Here is a 22283-nt window from a genome sequence, read left to right on the forward strand (position 1 = left end):
CTCTCCGGCGCATGGCCCTGAAGCCGGTCTGAAGGTCCTGGGCCACCGGACCTCGCGAAACTCGTGGCCGGACCTCGAAGGTCACGAGCGGGCGGCGATGGCCCGGTGGGGACCAGGGGTTCAACAGCAGACGCGTCACAACAACCCCAAGTCACCCGCACCAACACGGGCGGTCAAGACTCTGCGACATTCGACGCTCTTAGGCCATCACCCAATTTCGGATAGGGCCGCCGGGGTCGTGCTGCGTGGGTCGGCGAGCGGGGTGCGGGTCACCCGGACCCGGGCGCAACGGCCTACGTCCTGCTGCTCCAGGAGCTGCGCCGATCGACCGAGCAGGCATGAGCCTGGGCCGACCCATGACCGAGCTGACCCTGGCGCACCATGACGCGACTCGGATGAGCGTCAGCTGGTCGACGTTCCTGGCCCCCATGACCGCGTCGCTGTTCATCTCCCGGACCGGATGACGGCTCCCCCGCCTGTGCGGGGGCGGAGTTCCTGACAGGGTGCGACCCCCGCCCTCGGCGCGCCCGTCCCGTTAGTCCCGTTTGTGCCGTACCGTGACACGGGTGCCTGGCTTCGATCTCACGCATCGACCGGAAGCTCGGTACGTGAGCCGTGTTGTCCGCTCCGTCCGCGCTGGTCGCGGCATGGGGCTGCGGGCTGGCCGGGTGCCGCCGAGTGCTCCCACCGCAGGTGACCGGACTGCCGCCAGCCGGCACCGGCGGTCAGCGCGGTGGACCGTCAGGTGGGCGGCCGTCGCCGTCGCCATCGCGTGTGGGCTGGCGGCATGCTCGCCGGGCGGGCCGGCGGGTGACTCGCCGGGCGGGGATCGCCCCGTGCGATGGCACCCGGTGTTCTTCGGTGTCGACGTGCCCGACGCCGAGCCGGCGGCGGTCACCGCGTTCGCCGCCGCCGTCGGCTCGCGTCCGACGGTGTCGAGCATGTTCATCCGCTACGACGCGACCTGGACCGCCAAGGTCGTGCGGCAGATGGCCGCCGCCCGGCTGACCCCGTTCGTCACGCTCGAGCCGTGGCACCGCGGGGCCGTTGGCAAGCGCCTCGACCCGGCTGATTCGCTGGCGGCGCTGCTGGCCGGCCGCTTCGACGCCGAGCTGCGAATGCAGGCGCGCGCATTGGCCACCTCCCGCGGCCCGATCTACCTGCGGTTCGCGCACGAGATGAACGGCGACTGGTACCCGTGGGCGGTCGGCGTCAACGGCAACACCGCCGCGCAGTACGTCGCGGCATGGCGGCACGTGCACGCCCTGTTCGAGCAGCAGGTCCCGCAGCTGAAGGTGCGGTGGGTGTTCGCCCCTGCCGCGCTCGGCTCGGAACGGAGTGCCGACGACGTGGGCGCGCTGTACCCCGGCGACGACGTCGTCGACGTGCTCGGCCTGACTGGCTACGAGCACGGCGGTTCCCAGCCGCAGGAGACCTTCGGTCCCACGGTCGAGGCCCTGTCTCGGCTGGGTCCGCAACCGTTGGTGCTGGCCGAGATCGGGGTCGACGGTGCGGGTAAGGCGGCGTGGCTGCGCAACCTAGGGCCCTATCTGCGGCAAACCACCCGGGTGTCGGGGTTCGTCTACTTCAACACGACACCGCAGACGACTGGGGCGACCGGGCACTATGCGCTGGGCAGCGGTGACGTGCCGGCGTTCCGAACCACCTTGGAGCAACTCGCAGCCCCGCCCCGCTGACCCGATGAGAGCCCCCAGGTCGGCGTCGTGATGTGAGAGCTTGGTGCTGCAGCCGCCGTTTGGGTGAGCGGTGTCGGCCCAGCAGGTCATGTGCACACGGATGACGAGGTGGTACGGGACCGCCTGGTCAGGTGACGGGACGCACTCGTGGTCAGCACCGCAGAGGGGGCGTGGTGCCTCACTCGGTTTAGTGAAGGGCTGTGATCCGGGTGGAGAAGTTGGAGAACGGTGAGCGGGTGTGTCGCAGGTGGGGTCGGCCTGGAACTCGGTGAAGCTGCATCCCTGTGCGATGTCCTCGTTGGCGAGGAAGAACGTCGAGCCGTCCCACGCCGCCGCGCCCCGGAGGCCGGGCCGGGCACCGCGCGCGCCTCGGCGACCAAGACCTCGAGCTACGACGTGGGCAGTCGCTGCCCGTCGACCTTGCCTCCCTCTCGGTACTCGCCGACCCGCACCCCGACACGGTCCCTGAGCACCTCGACACCCTGACCGGTGCGCGCCTCGTCAAGAGGACCGGGCCCGTGCCGAAGGCAGACGCCGTCGACCTGCTCGACGACCTCGGCTTCGGCCCCCTTCTCAACGAGACGAACGGCCAGGTCGTGCGGCTCACCCACTCCCCCCTGGGACCCGGGACCCTCCGGCCGGCTTGACAGCAGTCCTGTTCAGCACTGAACATACTCACATGAGCGCGCGTGAGCAGTCGGCCAGGCGGCTGTTCGGCGAGCTGTGGCTGGTGATGAACGACATCACGCGGGGCGTCGAGGCCGAGCTGAAGCCGTTCGGCCTGACGCACGCCCAGTTCCAGGTCCTGCTCCACGTCATCAGCGCCCCGGACCTGTCTCAGCGCGAGCTGAGCGAGCGCCTGAACGTCACCACCGGCAACGTGTCGATGCTCGTCTCCAAGCTCGAGGCTGCCGGGCTCGTGGACCGGGTGCCGGCCGGCGCGGCCGTCCGCCTGAGGGCGACCGAAGCCGGCCGGCAGACCTTCGACTCGCTCGGGCCCACCCGGGCCCGGTTCATGCTGACGCTGTTCGCGCACCTGTCGGTGTCGCAGATGGACCTCACCGCCGACGTGCTCCACACCATCCGCGAGAGGTGACGTCGCACAGAGGCGCCCCTTCGACAACCGTCCAAATGTTCAGTCCTGAACTTCAATCAGTCACCACCTCACTCACTCACGAGAGGCCCACCTCATGACCGCATCATCTCGCCACGCCGGCCGCACCGCCGTCGTCACCGGAGGCACCAACTGCCGCAACGGCCCGCCTGCTCCGCCGTCACGGCGCCCGGGTCGTCATCCTCGGCAGGTCCGCGGAGAAGGCCGAGCACCTGGTGGCTGAGTCGGCTGCGCTCCGGCTGCCCGGCTCGATGCAGGCCATCGTCAGCGACTTCAGCTCGATGCGAGCCGTCCGGACCGCCGTCGACGACCTCGCCGCGATCACCCCGAACATCGACGTGCTCGTCCACGGGGTCGGGGTGTTCCTCACCCGACCCGAGCACACCCCCGAGGGCATCGAGAAGGACCTCGCCGTCAGCTACCTTTCCCGCTACGTCTTCCTCGAACAGGCACACCGCCGCGGCCTGCTCGGTCCCCAGACCCGCCTGGTCAACATCGCCGCCGCCGCACCCCGACTGCCCAAGCGCGCCCGCACCGAGTTCCATGACCTCGACGCCGTCTCCGCCCGCACCGGGTTCGCCAGCCACAGCCAAGCCCAGACCGCGAACGACCTGCTCACCGCCCAGGCCGGCATCCGCTACGGCATCGCCGCGCTCGGATACGGCCCCGGCAACACCGACACCGCCATCCTGCGCGAACTGCCCTGGACGACCCGGGCCCTGTTCTTCCCGTTCACCCGCAACAAGCGGACCCCCGACCAGGTCGCCCAGCACCTGCTCGAGCTGCTCGAGGACGAACACTGGTCTCCCGCGTCACCCGGCTTCGCCGGCAAGCGCGGACGGTTCACCCCCGACCCGTTCATCACCGACGTCACCCGCCAGCGAGACCTGCTCGCCGCCAGTCAGGGTCTCGCGGACCGCGCCAGTAGGGACACACGTCCTGGTGATTGACCTGCCCTGACAGATTCAGTCGCCCAGCGCCGCTCTTCTGGCCATCGCCACGGCCTCCATCGGGCGAGCTCAAGATCTGCCATGAGCGGGCGCGACCGTCGAGGACCAGAGCGAGTGCGTGCTCGAACTCGTCACCGAGGTTGTCGCCAGTCTTCGGGACGTGGTCGACGGTCAGCTCCACCAGGTGTCGGGTCCTCGCCGACCGGCAGCTGCTCGGTGATCGCCTCGGCGACCTGGGTCACATCCTGCCCGCTCGTGGCGCAGGTCAGCCTGGCGCCTCAACTGGTGGCGCCGGCGGGATGCATGATCGTCGGGGTGTTCTTCGACATTGGTCGCTCGCGGTCCCTCCCGTGGAAGCGCCGCCCTGAGGCCTGTCGGCTCCTCGCCGCACTCGCCGATGAGCAACGAGGCTTCAGTGTCGTCGTCATCGGCGAGCCCCAGAGGGCCTTCTACGGCAACCGGTTCAGCTTGACGCTCCCCGTCTTCACGCACTGCGGTACGACCCCGAGGGATCCCGCGTCACCGCAACCGCCTCCGCAGTGTGTGTCCATCATCGTGTCCGGAGGGGGACTTGAACCCCCACGCCCGTTAGGGCACTAGCACCTCAAGCTAGCGCGTCTGCCATTCCGCCACCCGGACAGGGTGCTTAGCAGGGCCCGTTTCGTCGTTCCCTGCTGCGCCAGAAACGTTAGCACGCACGGTCGTCCACCTCCCAAACGGCGTCGGAGCCGCAAGTGCATCAGACGCGGCGCAACACCCGTGCGCCCTCCTCGCGCAGCTCACCGATGGACGTCATCCCGGATAGGCCGAGGGTGAGGTCGAGCTCGGCCACGAGGTTCTCCAGCACGGCCAGCACGCCGGCCCGGCCGTCGATCGCCAGACCGTAGACGTGCGGGCGCCCGACCGTCACGGCGTCGGCCCCGAGTGCGAGCGCCTTGACCACGTCGGCGCCGGTCCGGATGCCGCTGTCCAGCAGCACGGGGACCCGACCCCGCACGGCCGCCACCACGTCGGGCAGGGCGTCGAGCGAGGCGATCGCCCCGTCGACCTGGCGCCCGCCGTGGTTGCTGACGACCAGCCCGGAGACACCGAGGTCGAGGGCCCGACGGGCGTCGTCGGGGTGCAGGATCCCCTTGAGCAGCACGGGAAGGCGGGTCCGCGAGGGCAGGGTGGCGATGTCGTCCCAGGTGAGCGACGGCTTGGAGTAGATCTCGAGGAAGGTCTCGACGGCGGCTCGGGGATAGGGCGAGCGGAGGTTGTCGACGAACCCTCCCGGCGTCTCCCGGGCCATCGAGACCAGGGTGCGGATCGCCCCCGGCGTCAAAGAGACACGGTCACCCGACGGGGTCGCGGACCCGGCCCGACGGGCAGCCACCTTCTCGCGCACGATCTGCCGGAACCGGGGGTCCGAGGTGTACTGCGCGATACCGATGCCCCGGGCGAAGGGCAGCGATCCGAGGTCGAGGTCGTGCGGTCGCCACCCGAGCATCGTCGTGTCGAGCGTGACGACGAGGGCGTCGGCTCCCATCCGCTCGGCCCGCCCGATGAGGCTGTCGACCAGCTGCTCGTCGGTCGACCAGTAGAGCTGGTACCACCGTGGCGACTCCCCCATCCCGGCGGCCGTCTCCTCCATCGGCGAGCTTCCCTGGTTGGAGAAGATGTAGGGCAGCCCGAGCAGCGCTGCCGCGGCCCCGATGTGCACGTCGGCGTCACGCGCCACCAGGCCCGCAGCACCGATCGGCGCGAGCAGGAGCGGGGCCGGCAGCCGCCGGCCGAGCAGCTCGGTGCCCAGGTCGCGCCTCGAGACGTCGCGCAGCATCCGCGGCACGATCGCCCAGCGGTCGAACGCAGCCCGGTTGGCCCGCATCGTGGCCCCGGCTCCCGCTCCCCCGCCGACGTAGGCCCAGGCCTCCTTGCTCATCGCCCGCCGGGCCTGCGCCTCCAGCTCGTCGGGGCCAGTCGGCACGACTGGTCGACGGCCGAGCGCCCCCGCCCGGTAGATGGCGTTCTGGCGGGCTCGGCCCGGCCCGATGGCCGGGCCGGTCGGCGTGGGTCCTGCAGCCACGGCATACCTCCTGCGGCGGGCGCACGCCCCTCGGTGGATGATGCGGCGGCCGCGACACCATCTGCTGCAGGCACGCTACCCGCCTGCCAGGATGCTGGGGTGTCAGAGATCGCCCTGAGATCGCGGACCGGGCGCGGGGTCGTCGTCGCCGCGGTGCTCGGCAGCGGGATGGCGATGCTCGACGCCACCGTGGTCAACGTCGCCGTCGTGCGCATCGGAGCCGACCTGCACGCGACCCTCGCCGACCTGCAGTGGGTGAGCAACGGCTACCTGGTCACCATGGCCTCGCTCATCCTGCTCGGCGGCTCGCTGGGCGACCGGCTGGGTCGACGCCGGGTCTTCGTCGTCGGTGTGGCGTGGTTCGCGGTCGCCTCCGCCGCCTGCGGGCTCGCGCAGTATCCCTCCCAGCTCATCGTGGCACGGGTCGTGCAGGGGGTCGGGGCGGCGCTGCTCGTGCCCGGCAGCCTCGCGATGATCCACGCGAGCATCCGCCCCCCCGACCGGGCCAGGGCCATCGGCTCGTGGACCGGTCTTGGTGGGATCGCCTCTGCCGCAGGGCCCTTCGTCGGCGGCTGGCTGGTGCAGTACGCCAGCTGGCGCTGGGCCTTCCTGATCAACGTGCCCCTCGGGGCCCTCACCGTCGCCGTCGCGCTGCGGCTCGTGCCCGAGACGCGCGACGAGCTCGCCGACCACCACCTCGACGTCACGGGGGCCCTCACGGCCACCCTCGCCCTCGCCGTGACCACCTACGGCTTCATCCAGGCCGGGTCGCTCGGCGCGCTGCGGGCGACCGCGGTCGTCCTGACCGGGCTGCTCCTGCTGGCGGGCTTCGTCATCCTCGAGGACCGCCAGCGCCACCCCATGGTGCCGCCCCGGCTGTTCGCGTCGCGACAGTTCACCGCGGCCAACCTCATGACCCTCCTGACGTATGCCGCCCTCGGCGCCGTGCTCTTCTTCCTCACCCTCCAGCTGCAGACCACCTTGGGCTACCCGCCGCTGGCCGCAGGTCTGGCCACCCTGCCGCTCACCGTCCTGATGTTGCTGCTCGCCGCCCGCGGGGGGCAGCTGTCCACGCGGATCGGGCCCAGGGTGCCGATGACGCTCGGACCACTCACCTGCGCGGGCGGTGTCCTGCTGCTCAGCAGGGTAGGTGCGGGTGACAGCTATGCGTCCGGGGTGCTCCCCGGGGTCGTCGTGTTCGGCCTCGGGCTGTGCCTCCTGGTGGCCCCCCTCACCGTGACCGTCCTCGATGCTGCCCCCGACCGCTACGCCGGTGTGGCCAGCGGGGTCAACAACGCGGTCGCCCGCACCGGGAGCCTGCTCGCGGTGGCTGCCCTGCCGGCAGTCGTCGGACTGTCGGGCGCCGACTACGCCCGCCCCGCAGCGCTCAGCGCCGGCTTCCGGGCCGCGATGCTCGTGGCCGCCGCCCTGCTGGCGGCCGGGGCCGGCGTCTCCTGGGCCCTGATCCGTGGCGATGCTCGGCCGGAGCCCACCGCCGACCCCGCTCCCTGACCCACTAGCGTGGCGTCATGGCGACCAGCCTCTATCTCGCCTCCGCCGAGGGGTTCTCCGGCAAGTCGGCGGTGGCGCTCGGCCTGCTCGACCAGCTCAGCCGTCGGGTCGGCCGCGTGGGGGTCTTCCGCCCCATCGTGCGCACCGACGACCCCGCGGCCGACCACGTGCTGGCGCTCCTCCTGTCGCGACTCGGCACGGGCCTGACCGCTGCGGATGCGGCCGGTGTCTGTTACGACGACCTCCACCACGACCCCGACCGGGCGATGGGCACCGTCGTCGACCGCTTCCACGCGCTGGCCCGCACCTGCGACGTCGTGCTCGTCGTCGGCTCGGACTACACCGACGTCGCGACGCCGACGGAGTTCTCCACCAACGCGACCATCGCCGCCAACCTCGACGCGCCGATGGTGCTCGTGGTCACCGGGGCGGGACGCACCCCCGAGCAGATCGCCACCGCGGCGGTGGTCACCGTCGACGACGCGCGGGCCCACCACGCCACCATCCTGGCCGTCGTCGCCAACCGCGTCGCGCCGGTGATCCTGTCGAGCACCGCCGACCGGCTGAATGAGGCGCTCGGCGGGCTCGCGGCCTACGCGCTGCCGGCCGACCCGGTGCTCGACTCCCCCACCGTGCGCGAGCTGTCGGCCGCTGTGGGCGGTCGGCTCCTCCACGGCGACGACGCCCTCCTCGACCGTGAGGCGACGGGTCTGGTCGTCGCCGCCATGACCATGCCCAACGCACTGGAACGGCTGGTCGAGGGCTGTGTCGTCGTCTCGCCGGCTGACCGCGGCGACATGCTGCTCGGCCTGCTCATGGCGCACGGCTCACGGACTTTCCCCAGCCCCAGCGGCATCCTGCTCAACGGCGGGTTCGACCTGCCGGCGCCCGTGGCCCGGCTCGTCGACGGTCTCGACGTGCACGTGCCGGTGATCGCGTGCGACACCGGCACGATGCAGACGACCGCCCTGCTCTCGGCCGTCACGAGCCGTCTCACCCGCACCGCGACCCGCAAGATCGAGACCGCCTTGGCGCTGGTGGAGCAGCACCTCGACGTGCCGGGCCTGCTCGACCGGCTCGACGTCGCACCGACGACCGTGGTCACGCCGCTGATGTTCGAGCACCGTCTGCTCGACCGGGCGCGGGAGGCCGACCGACACATCGTGCTGCCCGAGGGCGAGGAGCCGCGCATCCTCGCGGCGGCCGACCAGCTGCTCCGGCGCAAGGTCGTGCGGCTCACGCTGCTGGGCGACCCTGAGCTCATCGCGGCCCGGGCGGGCCAGCTCGGGCTGGACCTGGCCGGAGCCACCCTGCTCGACCCCCACGACCCGCGCGACGACCGGCTGCGCACCCGCTTCGCCGAGGAGTACGCCGCGGCCCGCGCGCACAAGGGGGTCACCGCCGAGCAGGCCTGGGACGCCGTCGGCGACATCAGCTGCTTCGGCACGATGATGGTGCGCGACGGCCTGGCCGACGGCATGGTCTCCGGCTCGGTGCACACGACCGCCCACACCATCCGACCGGCCCTGGAGATGCTGCGGTCGGCAGGCGGTGGGGTGGTGTCCTCCGTCTTCTTCATGTGTCTCGCCGACCGGGTGCTGGTCTACGGCGACTGCGCCGTCAACCCCGACCCGACCGCCGAGCAGCTCGCCGAGATCGCCGTCTCGTCGGCAGCCACCGCCCGTCAGTTCGGGGTGGAGCCACGCATCGCGATGCTGTCCTACTCGACCGGAGGCTCGGGAACCGGAGCCGACGTCGAGAAGGTGCGGTCGGCCACGGTGCTGGTGCGGCAGCGGGCTCCAGATCTGTCGGTCGAGGGGCCCATCCAGTACGACGCCGCCGTCGACGAGGCCGTCGCCGCCGCCAAGCTGAAGGACTCCGCCGTCGCCGGGCGGGCCACCGTGCTCATCTTTCCCGACCTCAACACGGGCAACAACACCTACAAGGCCGTGCAGCGCAGCGCCGGTGCCGTCGCGATCGGCCCGGTGCTGCAGGGGCTGCGCCGCCCGGTCAACGACCTCAGCCGGGGGGCGCTCGTGCGCGACATCGTCAACACCGTGGCCATCACCGCCGTGCAGGCGGCCGCCCCTGCAGAGCCCCCGACACCGGCGGCCGCAGGAGCCCCGACATGACCACCCTCGTGCTCGTCCTCAACGCCGGCTCCTCGTCACTGAAGTACCAGCTGCTCGACGCCGATGCCCCCGACGGCTCGGCGCCCCTCGTGGTCGGCCTGGTCGAGCGGATCGGCGAGGCGACCGAGGGCTCCGCACCCAACGTGCACCACACGACCAGCGACGGCGTCCGCCACGAGCGTCGCGTCGAGTGCGTCGACGCCCGTGAGGCGTTCACCGCCCTGCTCGACGCCTTCGCCGATCACGGCCCCGACCTCGCGCAGCTCCAGCTGGCCGCCGTGGGTCACCGCGTGGTCCACGGCGGCCGTTCCTTCGCCGCCGCCACCCTGGTCGACGACGACGTCGAGTCCGGCATCGACCGGCTCTCGCCACTCGCGCCACTGCACAATCCCGCCAACCTCCAGGGAATCCGGCTGGCGCGCAGCCACTTTCCCCACGTGCCGCAGGTCGCGGTCTTCGACACCGCCTTCCACCAGACCCTGCCCCCACGGGCCCACACGTATGCCGTGCCCAGGCTCTGGCGCGACGACCACGGTGTGCGCCGCTACGGCTTCCACGGCACGTCCTACGCCTATGTCTCGCGCCGGGCCGCGAGCCTGCTCGGGCGCGCTGTCGAGGACACCGCCCTGATCGTGCTGCACCTCGGCAACGGCTCCAGCGCCGCCGCGATCCTCGGTGGGCGCAGCATCGACACGTCGATGGGTCTCGCGCCCGTCGAGGGGCTCGTCATGGGCACCCGGTCGGGTGACCTCGACCCCGCGATCGCCGGGCACCTGGCGCGCGCCGGCGTGCCGGTCGAGGAGTTCGACCGGGTCGTCACGTCGGGCAGCGGCCTGCGTGGCCTCAGCGGGCACAGCGACTTCCGTGAGGTGGTCACCGCCGCCGAGGCCGGCGACGCCGACGCCGAGCTGGCCATCGAGGTCACCGCCTACCGCATCCGCACCTACGTCGGCGCCTATGCCGCCGCGCTCGGTCGGCTCGACGCCGTCGTGCTCACCGGCGGGATCGGGGAGCACAGCCCGGTGCTGCGGTCGGCCGCCCTGTCGGGCCTCGACCTGCTCGGCATCACGCTCGACGAGAGGGCCAACGCGGCCGCCACCGGGGGCGAGCACGTCATCTCGTCGCCGGGCAGTGCGGTCTCGGTCCTCGTCGTGCCGACCGACGAGGAGCTCGAGATCGCCCGTCAGGCAAGGGATCTCGTCCAGCGCTGACCCCCTCGACCCGTGGTCGCTCAGCCGGCAGCCACCTCGTAGACCGGCACGACCTGGGCCCGCCCGAGGGTGTGGGAGAACAGGTTGAAGCCGAGGATGGTCGGTGTCGCGTCGGCCGGCACGGCGAGCGTCTCGACGTCGACCGCGTGCACCACGACGAAGTAGCGGTGGTGACCGTGGCCCGCCGGTGGCGCGGCACCGAGGTACTGCGTCACGCCGCCGTCGGTCTTCAGCTGGATCGCCCCGTCGGGGAGCCCTGAGCCCTCGGCGTCACCCGCTCCGGTGGCGAGCTCGGTGACGGACACCGGGAGGTTGAGGACGGCCCAGTGCCAGAACCCTGCGGCGGTGGGGGCGTCGGGGTCGTACATCGTCACGGCGAAGCTCTTGGTGCCCTCGGGGAATCCCGACCAGCTCAGCTGCGGCGAGACGTCCTGCCCACCGGCGCCGAAGATGCCACTGACCTGCGCCGTGCCGAGGGTCTTTCCGTCGGCGACGTCGGTCGAGGTGACCTCGAAGGACGGCACCTGCGGCAGGGCGGCATACGGGTCGTACGAGTAGTCGGGCACAGGAGTCCTCCTGGGACGTGGGGTTCGGGATCGGGGGACGCACTGCTGAGCGTCCTGCTTCGCACGCTACCCCGCGCCCGTCGGACCGGCACGGGGGCACCGGCCACCTAGGCTGTGGGGGTGACGTTTGCGCGGGACCTGGCCGCCGTGCTTCGGGTGACCGGCTTCCGACGGCTCTTCGCCGTGCGCCTGGTGTCGCAGCTGTCCGACGGGGTCTTCCAGGTCGCCCTCGCGTCGAACCTGCTCTTCTCACCCGAGCAGGCCCCGGACGCGCGGTCCATCGCCGTCGCCCTCACCGTGGTGCTGCTGCCCTTCACCGCCCTCGGTCCCTTCGTCGGGGTGCTGCTCGACCGGTGGCCCCGGCGGCTGGTGATCGTCGGTGCGAACGCCGCCCGGGTGGTGCTGCTGCTCTTGCTGGCCGCCGACGTCGCCCGTCACGACCAGGGGCCCCTGTTCTACGCGCTCGTGCTGGTCACCTTCTCGGTCAACCGCTTCCTGCTCGCGGGGCTGTCGGCCGGGCAGCCCCGGGTCGTGCCGAGCGGGCTGCTCGTGACGGCCAACTCGGTCGGCCCGACCTGCGGCAGCCTCACCTACCTCGTCGGTCTGGCGGCCGGCGGCGGGGTGCGGGGTGTCGGGGGCAGCGACGCCCTCATCCTCGTGGTCGGCGCCGGCTGCTACGCCCTCTCGGCGCTGGTCGCCCTTCGTCTGCCCCCGCTCGGGCCGTCGCTCGACGAGGTGCCGACCGAGGTGCGCCGCGCCGCCGGCGACGTGCTGCACGGGATGGTGGCGGCCGTGCGGCACCTGCCACCGCTGGCCCGCCTCGGCCTCGGCGTCGCTGCGGCCATCCGGCTGCCCTACGCAGTCGTGCTCGTCGCCACGGTGCTGCTCTACCGTCGGCACTTCCCCGGGACGGGCACCGGGTTCGAGGGGATCGGGGTGGCCGCGGCGGCGGCCGGGCTCGGCTTCGGCGTCGCGGCCGTCGTGACCCCGGCGCTCACCGAGCGGCTCGGGACGGCCCGCTACGTGTCCCTGCTGAGCGCGCTCGCCGGTGTCGTCGTGGTCGTGCCCGGGGCGTTCTTCACCCAGTGGGCCATCACCGTCACGTCCTTCGGCCTGGGCGTGACGACCCAGGGCGTGAAGATCTGCGTCGACACGACCGTGCAGCAGGTGGTCGCCGACGTCTACCGCGGCCGGCTCTTCGCGCTCTACGACGTGCTCTTCAATGCCGTCCTGATCCTCGGCGCCGTCCTCGCTGCCCTGGTCCTGCCGCCCGACGGGGCGTCGTCCGTCGTGGTCGTGGGCGCGGGCCTGTGGTACCTCGCGGTCGCGGTGGTCGTGGCGCGCCGCTGGCTGGCCGCGGGCGAGCGCTCCCCCGCGTTGCCGGCCGCCTGACCCTGCGGAACCCGCTGGAACCCCCGCGCCCACCCCCCTAGGCTGAAGACGTGCTGGAGCAGACGGTCGTGACGCGCTACGTGACACCTCTGCGTGAGGGCGGCTCGCTGCCCGGTCTCGTCGAGGCCGCCGACGAGGGCACCTACGTCGCGAAGTTCCGCGGGGCCGGACAGGGCGTCAAGGTGCTCGTCGCCGAGGTCCTCGTGGCGGGGCTGGCCGCACTGGTCGACGTGCCCGTGCCGCGCCTGGTGGTGCTCCACCTCGACGCGCAGATCGCGAGGTACGAGGCCGACGAGGAGGTCCAGGACCTGCTCACCGCGAGCCTCGGGCTCAACCTCGGGGTCGACTTCCTGCCGGGCTCCTTCGGCTACGACGGCACCGCCCCTCCACCGCCCGACCTCGCAGCGCGGATCATCTGGCTCGACGCGTTGACCGCCAACGTCGACCGCACCTGGGCCAATCCCAACCTGCTGGTGTGGCACCGCCGGACGTGGGCGATCGACCACGGTGCCGCACTGTACGTGCACCACTCGTGGCCGGGAAGGGCACCTGACCCCACCCGCTTTGCCGACCTGCCGTTCGACCCCGCCAAGCACGTGCTGCGCGACGTCGCGTCATCGGTGGCCGCCGTGCACGACGAGCTCGTCGCCCGCCTCACCCCGTCAGCGGTGGCCGAGGTGGTCGCGCAGGTGCCCACCGGTTGGCTCGAGACGACCCCGTGGCTGGCCGACGCGGCAGCGGTCCGCGAGTCGTACCAGGCGCTGCTGCAGGCGCGCCTCTCTTCTCGTGCCTGGGTCCCGGGGGCCTGAGGTGCCGTCGATCACCGGCACCACCAACGTCGTTCGTCCCGCCGACGGTGAGTTCCTGGGATACCAGTACGTCGTGCTCCGGTGCGTGCCGCGGGTCGAGCGCGAGGAGTTCGTCAACGTCGGGGTCGTGCTCTTCGCCCAGGGGCCCGGCTTCCTCGATGCCGCCTTCCACCTCGATGCCCCGCGGCTGCTCGCCCTCGCTCCCGGCCTCGACGTCGACCAGCTGCGCCACGCCCTGCTCGCGGTGCAGCAGGTCTGCCGGGGCGAGACCGGGCGCGGCCTGCCCACGCTCGAGACCCCGGGCCAGCGCTACGGGTGGATCACCGCGTCGCGCTCCACCGTCCTGCAGCCGGGCCCCCGCCACGGTGGCGTGTGCCTCGACCCACCCCAGCAGCTGGCCCGGCTGCTGCGCACGCTGGTGGCCTGACTGGCGCCGGGCCGACCCCCGGCATACGGTCGGGGAATGGTCGGTGAGGATCGGTTGAGCAGCCCCGAGGGTGTGCTCCTGCGCCCCGACTCCCCCTGCGGCACAGGTGTGCTCGTTCTGAGCGGGTCGAGCGGTCGGGTCGACGACGAGCGGGCGCGGCTGCTGGCCGAGCACGGAGCGCTCGCGATGTCGGTGAGGTGGTTCGGCGGCCCGGGCCAGCCGCCCGGCCCCTATGAGGTGCCGCTGGAGCAGCTGACCGAGTGCCTCGACGCGCTGGCCGGGGTCAGCGACCGGCTCGCAGTCGTCGGGGTGTCGTTCGGGGCCGAGCTGGCGCTGGTTCTGGCCGCGCAGGACCCCCGGGTGACGTCGGTCGCCGCCTTCGCCCCGTCGTCGGTGGTGTGGGCCGGGGTCGCGGACGACGGCCCCGGAGGGGAGGCACGTCAGACGTCGCACTGGTCGCACGGGGGCGAGCCCCTGCCCTTCGTGCCCTTCGACGAGAGCTGGGAGCCTGACAGCGACCCGCCCGCCTTCCGCTCGCTCTACGCGACCAGCCTGGCCGCTCGGCCCGACCTCGTGCGCGCCGCGACCATCCCCGTCGAGCGCATTGGCGGCGACGTCGTGCTCGTGGCCGGCGGCGACGACCAGGTCTGGCCGAGCGTCGACTTCGCCCGCCGCATCGAGGAGCGTCGAGACGCCCACGGCCTCGCGACCAGCGTCGTCGTGCACCACGACGCCGGCCACCGCACCGTGCTCCCCGGGGAGAGCCCGGTCGTCGGCGGCCTCGCCATGCAGCGCGGCGGCACCCCGGAGGCCGACACCGAGCTCGGCCGCTGGGCCTGGCCGCACCTGCTGCGCGCCCTCCACCTGCGCGGCTGACCCTCCTCAGGGGGTGGGTGCACGCAGGGCCCAGAAGGCCACTGCGCTGGCGGCCGCGACGTTGAGCGAGTCGACGCCGCCGGCCATGGGGATGCGCACCGCCAGGTCGGCGGCCGCGACCGTCCTGGCCCCCAGCCCGTCACCCTCGGTGCCCAGCACCACCGCAAGTCGCTCGGGTGGGTCGGCGGCCAGGTCGTCGAGAGCGACCGAGTCGTCGGTCAGCGCCAGGGCTGCGACCGTGAAGCCCGCCTCGCGCAGCACGTGGATCCCGTCCGGCCACGGGTCGATGCGCGTCCACGGCACCTGGAAGACCGTACCCATCGACACCCGGATGGAGCGCCGGTAGAGCGGGTCGGCGCACCGCGGGGTGATGAGCACCGCGTCGACGCCCAGGGCTGCCGCCGAGCGGAAGACCGCACCCACGTTGGTGTGGTCGACGACGTCCTCGAGGACCGCCACCCGCCGGGCTCCCGTGAGGAGGTCCGCCACGGCGGGGAGGACCGGCCGCTGCATCGAAGCCAGGGCTCCCCGGTGCAGGTGGAACCCGGTGAGCTGCTCGATGACGTCGTGCTCGCCGACGAAGACCGGCACGCCGTCGCACTCGGCCTGCTCGACGAGGTCGGCCAGGTCGGTCAGCCAGCGCCGGGCCATCAGGAACGACCGCGGCCGGTGACCGGCGGTGAGCGCCCGTCGGATCACCTTCTCCGACTCTGCGAGATAGAGGCCTCGCTCCGGCTCGGTGCGACGGCGCAGGGCCACGTCGGTGAGCGAGACGTAGTCCGACAGCAGGTGGGCGTCGGCGGCGCGACCCTCCGCAGCGAGGCCGACGACGTCGAGGGTGGAGATCTCGATGACGCTCACGCGGGACTCACGAGGTCCTCACGGGAAGGCCACCAGCTTGACGACGGCCACGACACCAATGGTGATGATGACGGCGCGCAGGGCGTTCGGCGGGATCCTCCGCCCGATGCGGGCGCCGACCAGCCCGCCGACGAAGGCACCCACGCCGATGAGCACGACGACCAGCCAGTCGATGCTGCTGCGCGCGAAGAGGATGAAGGTGACGGCGGCGACGGCGTTGACCACGAGGCTGAGCACGTTCTTGTAGCCGTTGAGCCGCTGGAGCCGCTCGGAGCTGAGAGCCGAGAAGATGCCCATCAGCAGCACCCCCTGCGCCGCCCCGAAGTAGCCGCCGTAGACCCCGGCGACGAAGACCCCACCGCCGACCGCCCACACGTGCCAGCCGGGGGCCCGGTCGGTCTCGCGTCGGGCGGCCGAGGCGCGGTTGAGACGCGGGCCCGCGACCACCAGCACGAGGGCGATCAGGATGAGCACCGGCACGATGGCCCGGAACGCCTCCGCGGGCAGCACCAGCAGCAGCCCGGCCCCGATGACCGAGCCGACGAACGACAGGGGCACCAGGCGCCGCAGGGTCGCCCGGCTGCCCGACAGCTCGTGCCGGTAGCCCCAGGACCCCGTGACACCACCGGCCACGAGCCCGACGTTGTTGCTGACGTTGGCCACCAGCGGTGGCACGCCGAGGAAGAGCAGGGTCGGGAAGGTGATCAGGCTGCCCGAGCCGACGATCGTGTTGATGGTGCCGGCGAGGACCCCGGAGAGCAGGACGGCGACAGCCTCGAGCACAGTCACCCGGCCACCCTAACCGCGGGTGACCGGGTGACTCCGTACGGGGTCGCTCTGGGCCTCGTGCGGCGTGCTCGGACGTCAGCGCTTGGGCGGCTGCTCCCACGGCTGCCCCGGCTGCGGCTGTCCGTAGGTCTGTGGCGAGGCCGGGCGCTCTTCGTCCGTCTGCTCGTCCGCCGGGACGAAGCCCGTCGGGCCGGGGGTCGCCACCGGGCGGCGCACTCCCGTGGCTGACGCGTGCCCAGCAGCCTCGGCGCTGGCCGCGCCGGCCTGCTCTCGGGCCTCGGCGAGGGCCTTGGCCGGGTCCGCCAGGGCGGTGTCGGCGAAGGCGTTGTCCTCCGGGCCGAAGTCCTCGAGGGCCAAGCTCTCCTCCTCGTCGTCGCCCGCGACGGACTTGTCGCCGCCCAGGGCCCCGCTGATTCCCCGCAAGGCGTCCGTGACCTCCGACGGGATGATCCACATCTTGTTGGAGTCACCGCGGGCCAGCTGGGGCAGCACCTGGAGGTACTGGTAGGCCAGCAGGCGCTGGGTGGGCTTGCCCCGGTGGATGGCGGCGAAGACCTGGGTGATGGCCCTCGACTGACCCTGCGCCTCGAGGATGCGCGCCTGCGCCGAGCCCTCGGCCCGCAGGATCTGGCTCTGCTTCTCACCCTCGGCCGTCAGGATCTGGCTCTGCTTGACGCCTTCGGCGTTGAGGATGGCCGCTCGCCGGTCACGCTCGGCCCGCATCTGCTTCTCCATCGAGTCCTGCACCGAGTGGGGCGGGTCGATGGCCTTGAGCTCGACGCGGTTGACCCGGATGCCCCAACGGCCGGTCTCCTGGTCGAGCACGCCGCGCAGCTGGCCGTTGATCTGGTCACGCGAGGTCAGGGTCTGCTCGAGGTCGAGCGACCCGATGACGTTGCGCAGCGTCGTGACGGTGAGCTGCTCGATACCGAAGATGTAGTTGGCGATCTCGTAGACCGCCGACTTGGCGTCGGTGACGGTGTAGTAGATGACGGTGTCGATGCTGACCACGAGGTTGTCCGACGTGATCACCGGCTGTGGCGGGAAGGTGACGACCTGCTCGCGCAGGTCGATGTTGGCTCTCACCTTGTCGACGAACGGCACGAGCATGTGGAAGCCGTCGTCGAGGGTGCGGCTGTAGGAGCCGAGCCGCTCGATGATCTGGGCATTCTGCTGCGGCACGATGCGCACGGTGCGGAACAGCACCGTCGCGGCGAAGATGACGAGCGCGAGGACTACGACGAGTGTGATCACGGTGCCCACTCCAACCTCTCTTCCGGCCGCCCCCGGGGTCGGCCCTTGCGTGACCGTCGCACCGATTGGTGGGGCGGGAGATCGGGTGGCTAGTCGCCGACCGGTGGCAGCGGTGAGTCCTGAGGAGTTGGTCCGATGGCCGGGCCAGGCACCGGTGGGGACCCGGGGCCGACGATGGCCGTGGCGCCGTCGATCCGCACCACCGTGACCCGCTCGCCCGGCTGCGCGACGCGGTCCCCGACACTGCGGGCCGTCCACGTCTCGCCGCCGATGCGCACGCGGCCCGAGCTGGCGGTGACCTCCTCGACCACGGTGCCCTCTCGGCCGGCATAGCTGGCCGTGCCCATCAGCACCCGGTCAGGGGTGGTGAAGCGGCGCTTGGCCAGCGGACGCACCACCCCGAGCAGCAGACCGGCCGTGACGACGGCGAGCACCACCTGCAGGGGGAACCCGAGACCGAAGGCCGCTGCTGCGGCGCCACCGAGCGCTCCGCCCGCCAGCATGATGAAGACCAGGTCGACGGTGGCGGCCTCGATGGCACCGAGGGCGAGTGCGACACCGAGCCACACGAGCCAGCTGTTCTCCTCCAGCACCCGTCCACCCCCCGTGATCGTCTCGCCACCGGTGCACTCCGGTGCGACCCTCATACACTACGACGAGCGGGAGGTGCGCGGGGTTCCGAGCCTCAGTCGGTTGCGGCGCGGGCCGACCACCGCTGCCCGTGGCGCTCGACCACGAGCGGAAGACCGAACGCCGTGCTGAGGTTCGCGGCCGTCAGGGTCGGCTCGAGCGGCCCGGCGGCCACGACCCTGCCCTCGCGAAGCAGGAGCACGTCGGTGAAGTGCGGAGGGATCTCCTCGACGTGGTGGGTCACGAGCACCAGCGCCGGGGCGTCCGTGTCGGCGGCCAGCGCGCCGAGCCGGCCGACGAGGTCCTCGCGTCCGCCGAGATCGAGACCCGCGGCGGGCTCGTCGAGCAGCATGACCTCGGGGTCGGCCATCAGGGCACGGGCGATCTGGACCCGCTTGCGCTCCCCCTCGCTGAGGGTGCCGTAGGTCCGGTCGGCCAGGTGGCTGGCCCCGAGGTCGCCGAGCAGTTCCATCGCACGCTGGTAGTCGACGTCGTCGTAGTGCTCGCGCCAGCGCCCGAGGATGGCGTAGCTGGCGGTGACCACGACGTTGCCGACGATCTCGTCGTGCGGGATCCGCTCGGCCATCACCGCGCTCGAGAGCCCGATCCGCGGTCGCAGCTCGAAGACGTCGACCGCTCCGAGCACCTCCCCGAGGACCCCCACGACGCCACGCGTGGGGTGGATGCGGGCGGCAGCCAGCTGCAGCAGGGTCGTCTTGCCGGCGCCGTTGGGCCCCAGCACCACCCAGCGCTCCCCCTCTTCGACCTCCCAGGTCACGTCGTCGAGCAGCAGGGTGCCTCCGCGCTCGACGCAGACGCCTGCGAAGGCCAGGACGTCGCTCATGCGGCCCCACAGTAGACGAGCGGACCTCCGGTGCGGACAGCGGCTCGCCGGGACCGGCCGCCCCGCACACCGGACGGTGCCGCCGGCGAACTACCGTGGCTCGGTGTCCTCTTTGCCGCTCTCCGTCCGCACTGCCCTGTGGGTGACCGCGGCGTGGCACGGTCACGGTGGGCTGACCGACCTCGACGAGGCCATCGCCGCGGCCCACCCCGACCTCGACCACGTCGAGGGAGACCTCGGTCGGGTCGTGGTGTGGCGTGAGCTCGGCGAGAGCGCCCTGCTGGTTGCCCTGCCCCGACCGGGCGACGTCTCCGGGATGCCGCGCACCGCTCCCGACGCCGCGGCCGCCGCCGCCGCGGCCGGCGAGTGCGTCTTCGTGGCCGGTGTGGGTGGCCTGCTCGTGCCCGAGCTGGCGGTCTTCGGGTCGGAGGGTGACGAGGGCACGATGGCGCGGTGGTCGGCCCACGACGCCGAGCCCGTGGCCAGGCACGTGCTCGAGTCCCTCGACCTGAGCGACCTCGAGCGCTCGCTGGCCCGCGCTGTGGCCGACGGCGCCGAGTCGCTCGAGTCCGTGGAGGGCCGACCCTGGACGCCGGGGCCCCGCGAGGACGCCGACCGGGCCCTCGGCGCGGCCGTGTGGGGCCTGCCGGGCGGTCTCCCGCCGCGGGCGGTGCGGGTCATGACCACGGCCGCGCGCCTGGGGGTGATCGCCGACGAGGGCCTGGCTCTGTCCGCCGCAGGCCCGGCCCTCGATGTGCACACCTCCGGGCACCGCGAGCTCAGTCTGCGGCGGCTCGCCGTGGCGGCCGACCACGCCCTCGCCGGCGCGACCAACGTGGCCGTGATGAGCATCGCCGGCTGGCGGCCGGCGTGACCCCCGGCGTGACCCCCGGCGCGACGAGGGGCGCGACGACCGCCGGGCCCGGCTCCGGGCCCGGCGACGGGCGCCGTCGGCACTACGCGGACTTCTACGACGGGCTCGGCTCCGACGCCGACCGGACCTCGCGCCGACCGGTGCTCGCGGTGGTGGGCAACTGCCAGGCCGAGTCGCTGCGGCTGGTGCTCGAGGACGACGACCTGCGCACCGTGCGGGTCCCGGCCGTGCACGAGTGGACCGCCGACGACCTCGGGCCGCTCCGCGCGCTGCTGCCCCGGCTCGACCTGCTCGTCACCCAGCCCGTGGCCGCCGGCTACCGCGGCCTGCCGATCGGCACGCGGCAGCTGCTGGCGCACACGTCACCGACGCTGCGTCAGGTGCTCGTCCCGAGCCTGCGGTATGCCGGTCGCTCCCCCCACCACGTGCTCGTCCACCCCCCGCACCTGCCGCAGCCCGACCCGCCGGTGGTGCCCTACCACGACCTTCGGACCGTGGTGCGGGCCGCGTGGGCAGGGGTCGGTCAGGCCGCTCCCCCCACGCCACGGCTCACCCGGGCGGCGGTGCTGGCTGTGGCTGCCGACTCCGTGGCCGAGCTGCGACGGCGCGAGGCGCAGCACGGGACCCTCGTCGCCAGCGACCTGCTCGAGATCGCCGCGCGCCCGCAGATGCGCACCATCAACCACCCGGGCAACGACCTCTTCGCCGCGATGGCGGTGAGGATCCGGGCCGCCCTGGGGCTCGCAGCCCGCCCGACCCGGCTGACCCGACCGCTGCTCAACGGCCTCCACGCCCCGGTCGAGCCTGCGGTCGCCGACGTCTTCGGCGACGTCGCCGCTCGAGCGGGGTGGGTGGTCGAGGGTGCGGTGGTCGACGTCGAGACGATCGAGGCGGCCCAGCTGCGTTGGTACGAGGGGCGGCCGGACGTCGTCGCCGAGATCGTGGGCCGATCGGAGCGCCAGCTGGCGCACCTCGGACTCGTGGCGCCGAGGTCTGAGCGGTGGACCGAGGCTCAGCCCAGCACCGAGCGGTAGACCTCCAGGGTCCGGTCGCCGATGGTCGCCCAGGAGAAGCTGTCGATGGCCCGCTGTCGACCGGCACGACCCATTCGCCGGGCTCGATCGGGGTCGGAGACGGCGTTGGTGAGGGCGGCCGCGAGGTCCGAGACGAAGCGCTCCGGGTCGACCGGGATACCACTGCCGTCGGTCACCTGATCGATGGGCACGAGCCAGCCGGTCTCGCCGTCGACGACCACCTCGGGGATGCCCCCGGTGGCGGTCGCCACGACGGCGAGCTCGCAGGCCATGGCCTCGAGGTTGACGATGCCGAGCGGCTCGTAGACCGACGGGCACGCGAAAACCGTTGCCGCAGAAAGGATCGCGACCACCTGTGCTCGGGGCAGCATCTCCTGGATCCAGACGATCCCGTCGCGGTGGGCACGCAGCTCGGCCACGAGCCCCTCGACCTCGGCGAGGATCTCGGGGGTGTCCGGGGCGCCGGCGCACAGCACGAGCTGCACCTCCGGCGGGAGGGCGGCGGCCGCGCGGAGCAGGTAGGGCAGACCCTTCTGACGCGTGATGCGCCCGACGAAGACGACCGACGGCCGGTCGGGGTCGATCCCGTGGCTGCGCACGACGTCGAGGTCGTCCGCCTTCTGCCAGAGCTGCGAGTCGATCCCGTTGTGCACGACGTGGACCCGGCCGGGATCGAGCGAGGGATAGCTGGCGAGGATGTCGGCTCGCATCCCGGCGCTGACGGCGACGACGGCCGCGGCGGCCTCGTAGGCGGTGCGCTCGGCGAAGGAGGAGACGCGGTAGCCACCGCCCAGCTGCTCGGCCTTCCACGGTCGCATCGGCTCCAGGGAGTGGGCGGTGACGACGTGTGGCATGCCGCCGAGCAACGACGCCACGTGGCCACCGAAGTTGGCGTACCAGGTGTGCGAGTGGACGAGGTCGGCCCCCACGCAGTCCTGCGCCATGGTGAGGTCGACGCCGAGCGTCTGCAGGGCCGGGTTCGCGGTGCTCAGCTCGGCGAGGTCGGCGTAGGCGGACGTGCCTGCCTCGTCGCGCGGCGCACCGAAGCAGCGCACCTGCACGTCGATGTCGCCGCGCTCGCGCAGGGCCCGCACGAGCTCGGCCACATGGACCCCCGCGCCGCCGTAGACCGCCGGGGGGTACTCCTTGCTCAGGATGTCAACGCGCACGCACCGCACCCTAGTGCGCAGGGGGCGCCGCTGGAAGCCTGTCCATCACTGCGGCCAGCCACTCGCGTGGGACCGCC

The 22283-nt window shown here is 72.5% G+C and carries 19 protein-coding genes, 1 tRNA gene and 3 pseudogenes; 14 read left to right on the plus strand and 9 right to left on the minus strand.

Annotation, left to right across the window (positions count from 1 at the left end):
* Nucleotides 1-240 precede the first annotated feature (240 nt).
* The 5 genes and pseudogenes from V3N99_01170 (at nt 241) to V3N99_01190 (ending at nt 3761) form a co-directional block, all read left to right on the plus strand.
* Nucleotides 241-342 (plus strand): annotated as a pseudogene (locus V3N99_01170) (dihydroxyacetone kinase subunit L).
* Between the two features lie 494 nt (nt 343-836).
* Nucleotides 837-1697, plus strand: coding sequence for a glycosyl hydrolase (locus V3N99_01175; GenBank protein MEO3935347.1), 861 nt, complete (start codon nt 837-839; stop codon nt 1695-1697).
* A gap of 518 nt (nt 1698-2215) precedes the next feature.
* Nucleotides 2216-2344 carry a hypothetical protein gene (locus V3N99_01180; protein MEO3935348.1) on the plus strand — a complete coding sequence of 43 codons (129 nt, stop codon included), beginning with the start codon at nt 2216-2218 and terminating at the stop codon, nt 2342-2344.
* Between the two features lie 32 nt (nt 2345-2376).
* Nucleotides 2377-2793, plus strand: coding sequence for a MarR family transcriptional regulator (locus tag V3N99_01185; protein MEO3935349.1), 417 nt, complete (start codon nt 2377-2379; stop codon nt 2791-2793).
* Between the two features lie 164 nt (nt 2794-2957).
* Nucleotides 2958-3761 (plus strand): annotated as a pseudogene (locus tag V3N99_01190) (SDR family NAD(P)-dependent oxidoreductase).
* A 556-nt stretch (nt 3762-4317) separates the two neighbouring features.
* Here the strand turns inward: V3N99_01190 and V3N99_01195 are convergent.
* A tRNA-Leu gene (locus tag V3N99_01195) sits at nt 4318-4400 on the minus strand.
* A 100-nt stretch (nt 4401-4500) separates the two neighbouring features.
* The gene (locus V3N99_01200) at nt 4501-5826 is read right to left on the minus strand and encodes an alpha-hydroxy-acid oxidizing protein (protein ID MEO3935350.1); all 1326 of its coding nucleotides are present in this window, start codon (nt 5824-5826) and stop codon (nt 4501-4503) included.
* Between the two features lie 99 nt (nt 5827-5925).
* Here V3N99_01200 and V3N99_01205 point away from each other — a divergent pair, with 99 nt between their 5' ends.
* From V3N99_01205 to V3N99_01215, 3 genes and pseudogenes are all read left to right on the plus strand, one after another.
* Nucleotides 5926-7338 (plus strand): MFS transporter, encoded by a 1413-nt coding sequence (locus V3N99_01205; protein ID MEO3935351.1) that lies wholly within the window; start codon nt 5926-5928, stop codon nt 7336-7338.
* Between the two features lie 17 nt (nt 7339-7355).
* Entirely contained in the window at nt 7356-9470 is a 2115-nt protein-coding gene (pta, locus tag V3N99_01210) for a phosphate acetyltransferase (GenBank protein ID MEO3935352.1), read from the plus strand.
* Between the two features lie 2 nt (nt 9471-9472).
* Nucleotides 9473-10681, plus strand: a pseudogene (locus V3N99_01215) (acetate kinase).
* Nucleotides 10682-10701: 20 nt separating this feature from the next.
* Here V3N99_01215 and V3N99_01220 read toward each other — a convergent pair.
* Nucleotides 10702-11247 carry a YbhB/YbcL family Raf kinase inhibitor-like protein gene (locus V3N99_01220; GenBank protein ID MEO3935353.1) on the minus strand — a complete coding sequence of 182 codons (546 nt, stop codon included), beginning with the start codon at nt 11245-11247 and terminating at the stop codon, nt 10702-10704.
* Between the two features lie 120 nt (nt 11248-11367).
* On the opposite strand from V3N99_01220, the gene V3N99_01225 reads away from it, so the two are divergent.
* The 4 genes from V3N99_01225 to V3N99_01240 are packed head-to-tail and all read left to right on the plus strand — an operon-like array spanning nt 11368 to nt 14751.
* Nucleotides 11368-12639: an MFS transporter gene (locus V3N99_01225; GenBank protein MEO3935354.1), complete on the plus strand. Its 1272-nt coding sequence runs from the start codon at nt 11368-11370 to the stop codon at nt 12637-12639.
* A 50-nt stretch (nt 12640-12689) separates the two neighbouring features.
* Nucleotides 12690-13448 carry a HipA family kinase gene (locus tag V3N99_01230; GenBank protein MEO3935355.1) on the plus strand — a complete coding sequence of 253 codons (759 nt, stop codon included), beginning with the start codon at nt 12690-12692 and terminating at the stop codon, nt 13446-13448.
* 1 nt (nt 13449) lies between these two features.
* Nucleotides 13450-13875 (plus strand): DUF3037 domain-containing protein, encoded by a 426-nt coding sequence (locus V3N99_01235; protein MEO3935356.1) that lies wholly within the window; start codon nt 13450-13452, stop codon nt 13873-13875.
* Between the two features lie 54 nt (nt 13876-13929).
* Nucleotides 13930-14751 carry an acyl-CoA thioester hydrolase/BAAT C-terminal domain-containing protein gene (locus V3N99_01240; protein MEO3935357.1) on the plus strand — a complete coding sequence of 274 codons (822 nt, stop codon included), beginning with the start codon at nt 13930-13932 and terminating at the stop codon, nt 14749-14751.
* A 6-nt stretch (nt 14752-14757) separates the two neighbouring features.
* Here V3N99_01240 and V3N99_01245 read toward each other — a convergent pair whose 3' ends face one another.
* The 5 genes from V3N99_01245 to V3N99_01265 all read right to left on the minus strand — a co-directional run bounded on the left by V3N99_01245 (nt 14758) and on the right by V3N99_01265 (nt 19129).
* On the minus strand, nt 14758-15540 hold the full coding sequence (locus V3N99_01245; GenBank protein ID MEO3935358.1) for an RNA methyltransferase: 783 nt from the start codon (nt 15538-15540) through the stop codon (nt 14758-14760).
* Between the two features lie 90 nt (nt 15541-15630).
* Entirely contained in the window at nt 15631-16401 is a 771-nt protein-coding gene (locus V3N99_01250) for a sulfite exporter TauE/SafE family protein (GenBank protein ID MEO3935359.1), read from the minus strand.
* 75 nt (nt 16402-16476) lie between these two features.
* Nucleotides 16477-17655 (minus strand): SPFH domain-containing protein, encoded by a 1179-nt coding sequence (locus V3N99_01255; GenBank protein MEO3935360.1) that lies wholly within the window; start codon nt 17653-17655, stop codon nt 16477-16479.
* Nucleotides 17656-17744: 89 nt separating this feature from the next.
* Nucleotides 17745-18302 carry an NfeD family protein gene (locus tag V3N99_01260; protein ID MEO3935361.1) on the minus strand — a complete coding sequence of 186 codons (558 nt, stop codon included), beginning with the start codon at nt 18300-18302 and terminating at the stop codon, nt 17745-17747.
* Between the two features lie 38 nt (nt 18303-18340).
* Nucleotides 18341-19129 carry an ABC transporter ATP-binding protein gene (locus tag V3N99_01265; GenBank protein MEO3935362.1) on the minus strand — a complete coding sequence of 263 codons (789 nt, stop codon included), beginning with the start codon at nt 19127-19129 and terminating at the stop codon, nt 18341-18343.
* Nucleotides 19130-19232: 103 nt separating this feature from the next.
* Here V3N99_01265 and V3N99_01270 point away from each other — a divergent pair, with 103 nt between their 5' ends.
* Complete coding sequence (locus V3N99_01270; protein ID MEO3935363.1) at nt 19233-20003, plus strand: hypothetical protein; 771 nt, start codon at nt 19233-19235, stop codon at nt 20001-20003.
* A complete protein-coding gene (locus V3N99_01275) occupies nt 20000-21037 on the plus strand; it encodes a WcbI family polysaccharide biosynthesis putative acetyltransferase (GenBank protein ID MEO3935364.1) in 1038 nt (345 codons plus the stop codon). The genes V3N99_01270 and V3N99_01275 overlap by 4 nt, the downstream gene beginning before the upstream one ends.
* On the opposite strand, the gene glgA is transcribed toward V3N99_01275, so the two are convergent.
* Entirely contained in the window at nt 21016-22206 is a 1191-nt protein-coding gene (gene glgA / locus V3N99_01280; GenBank protein MEO3935365.1) for a glycogen synthase, read from the minus strand. The genes V3N99_01275 and glgA overlap by 22 nt on opposite strands.
* Nucleotides 22207-22283: the final 77 nt, after the last annotated feature.

The organism is Dermatophilaceae bacterium Soc4.6, from assembly GCA_039889245.1.
Lineage (GTDB): Bacteria > Actinomycetota > Actinomycetes > Actinomycetales > Dermatophilaceae > Lapillicoccus.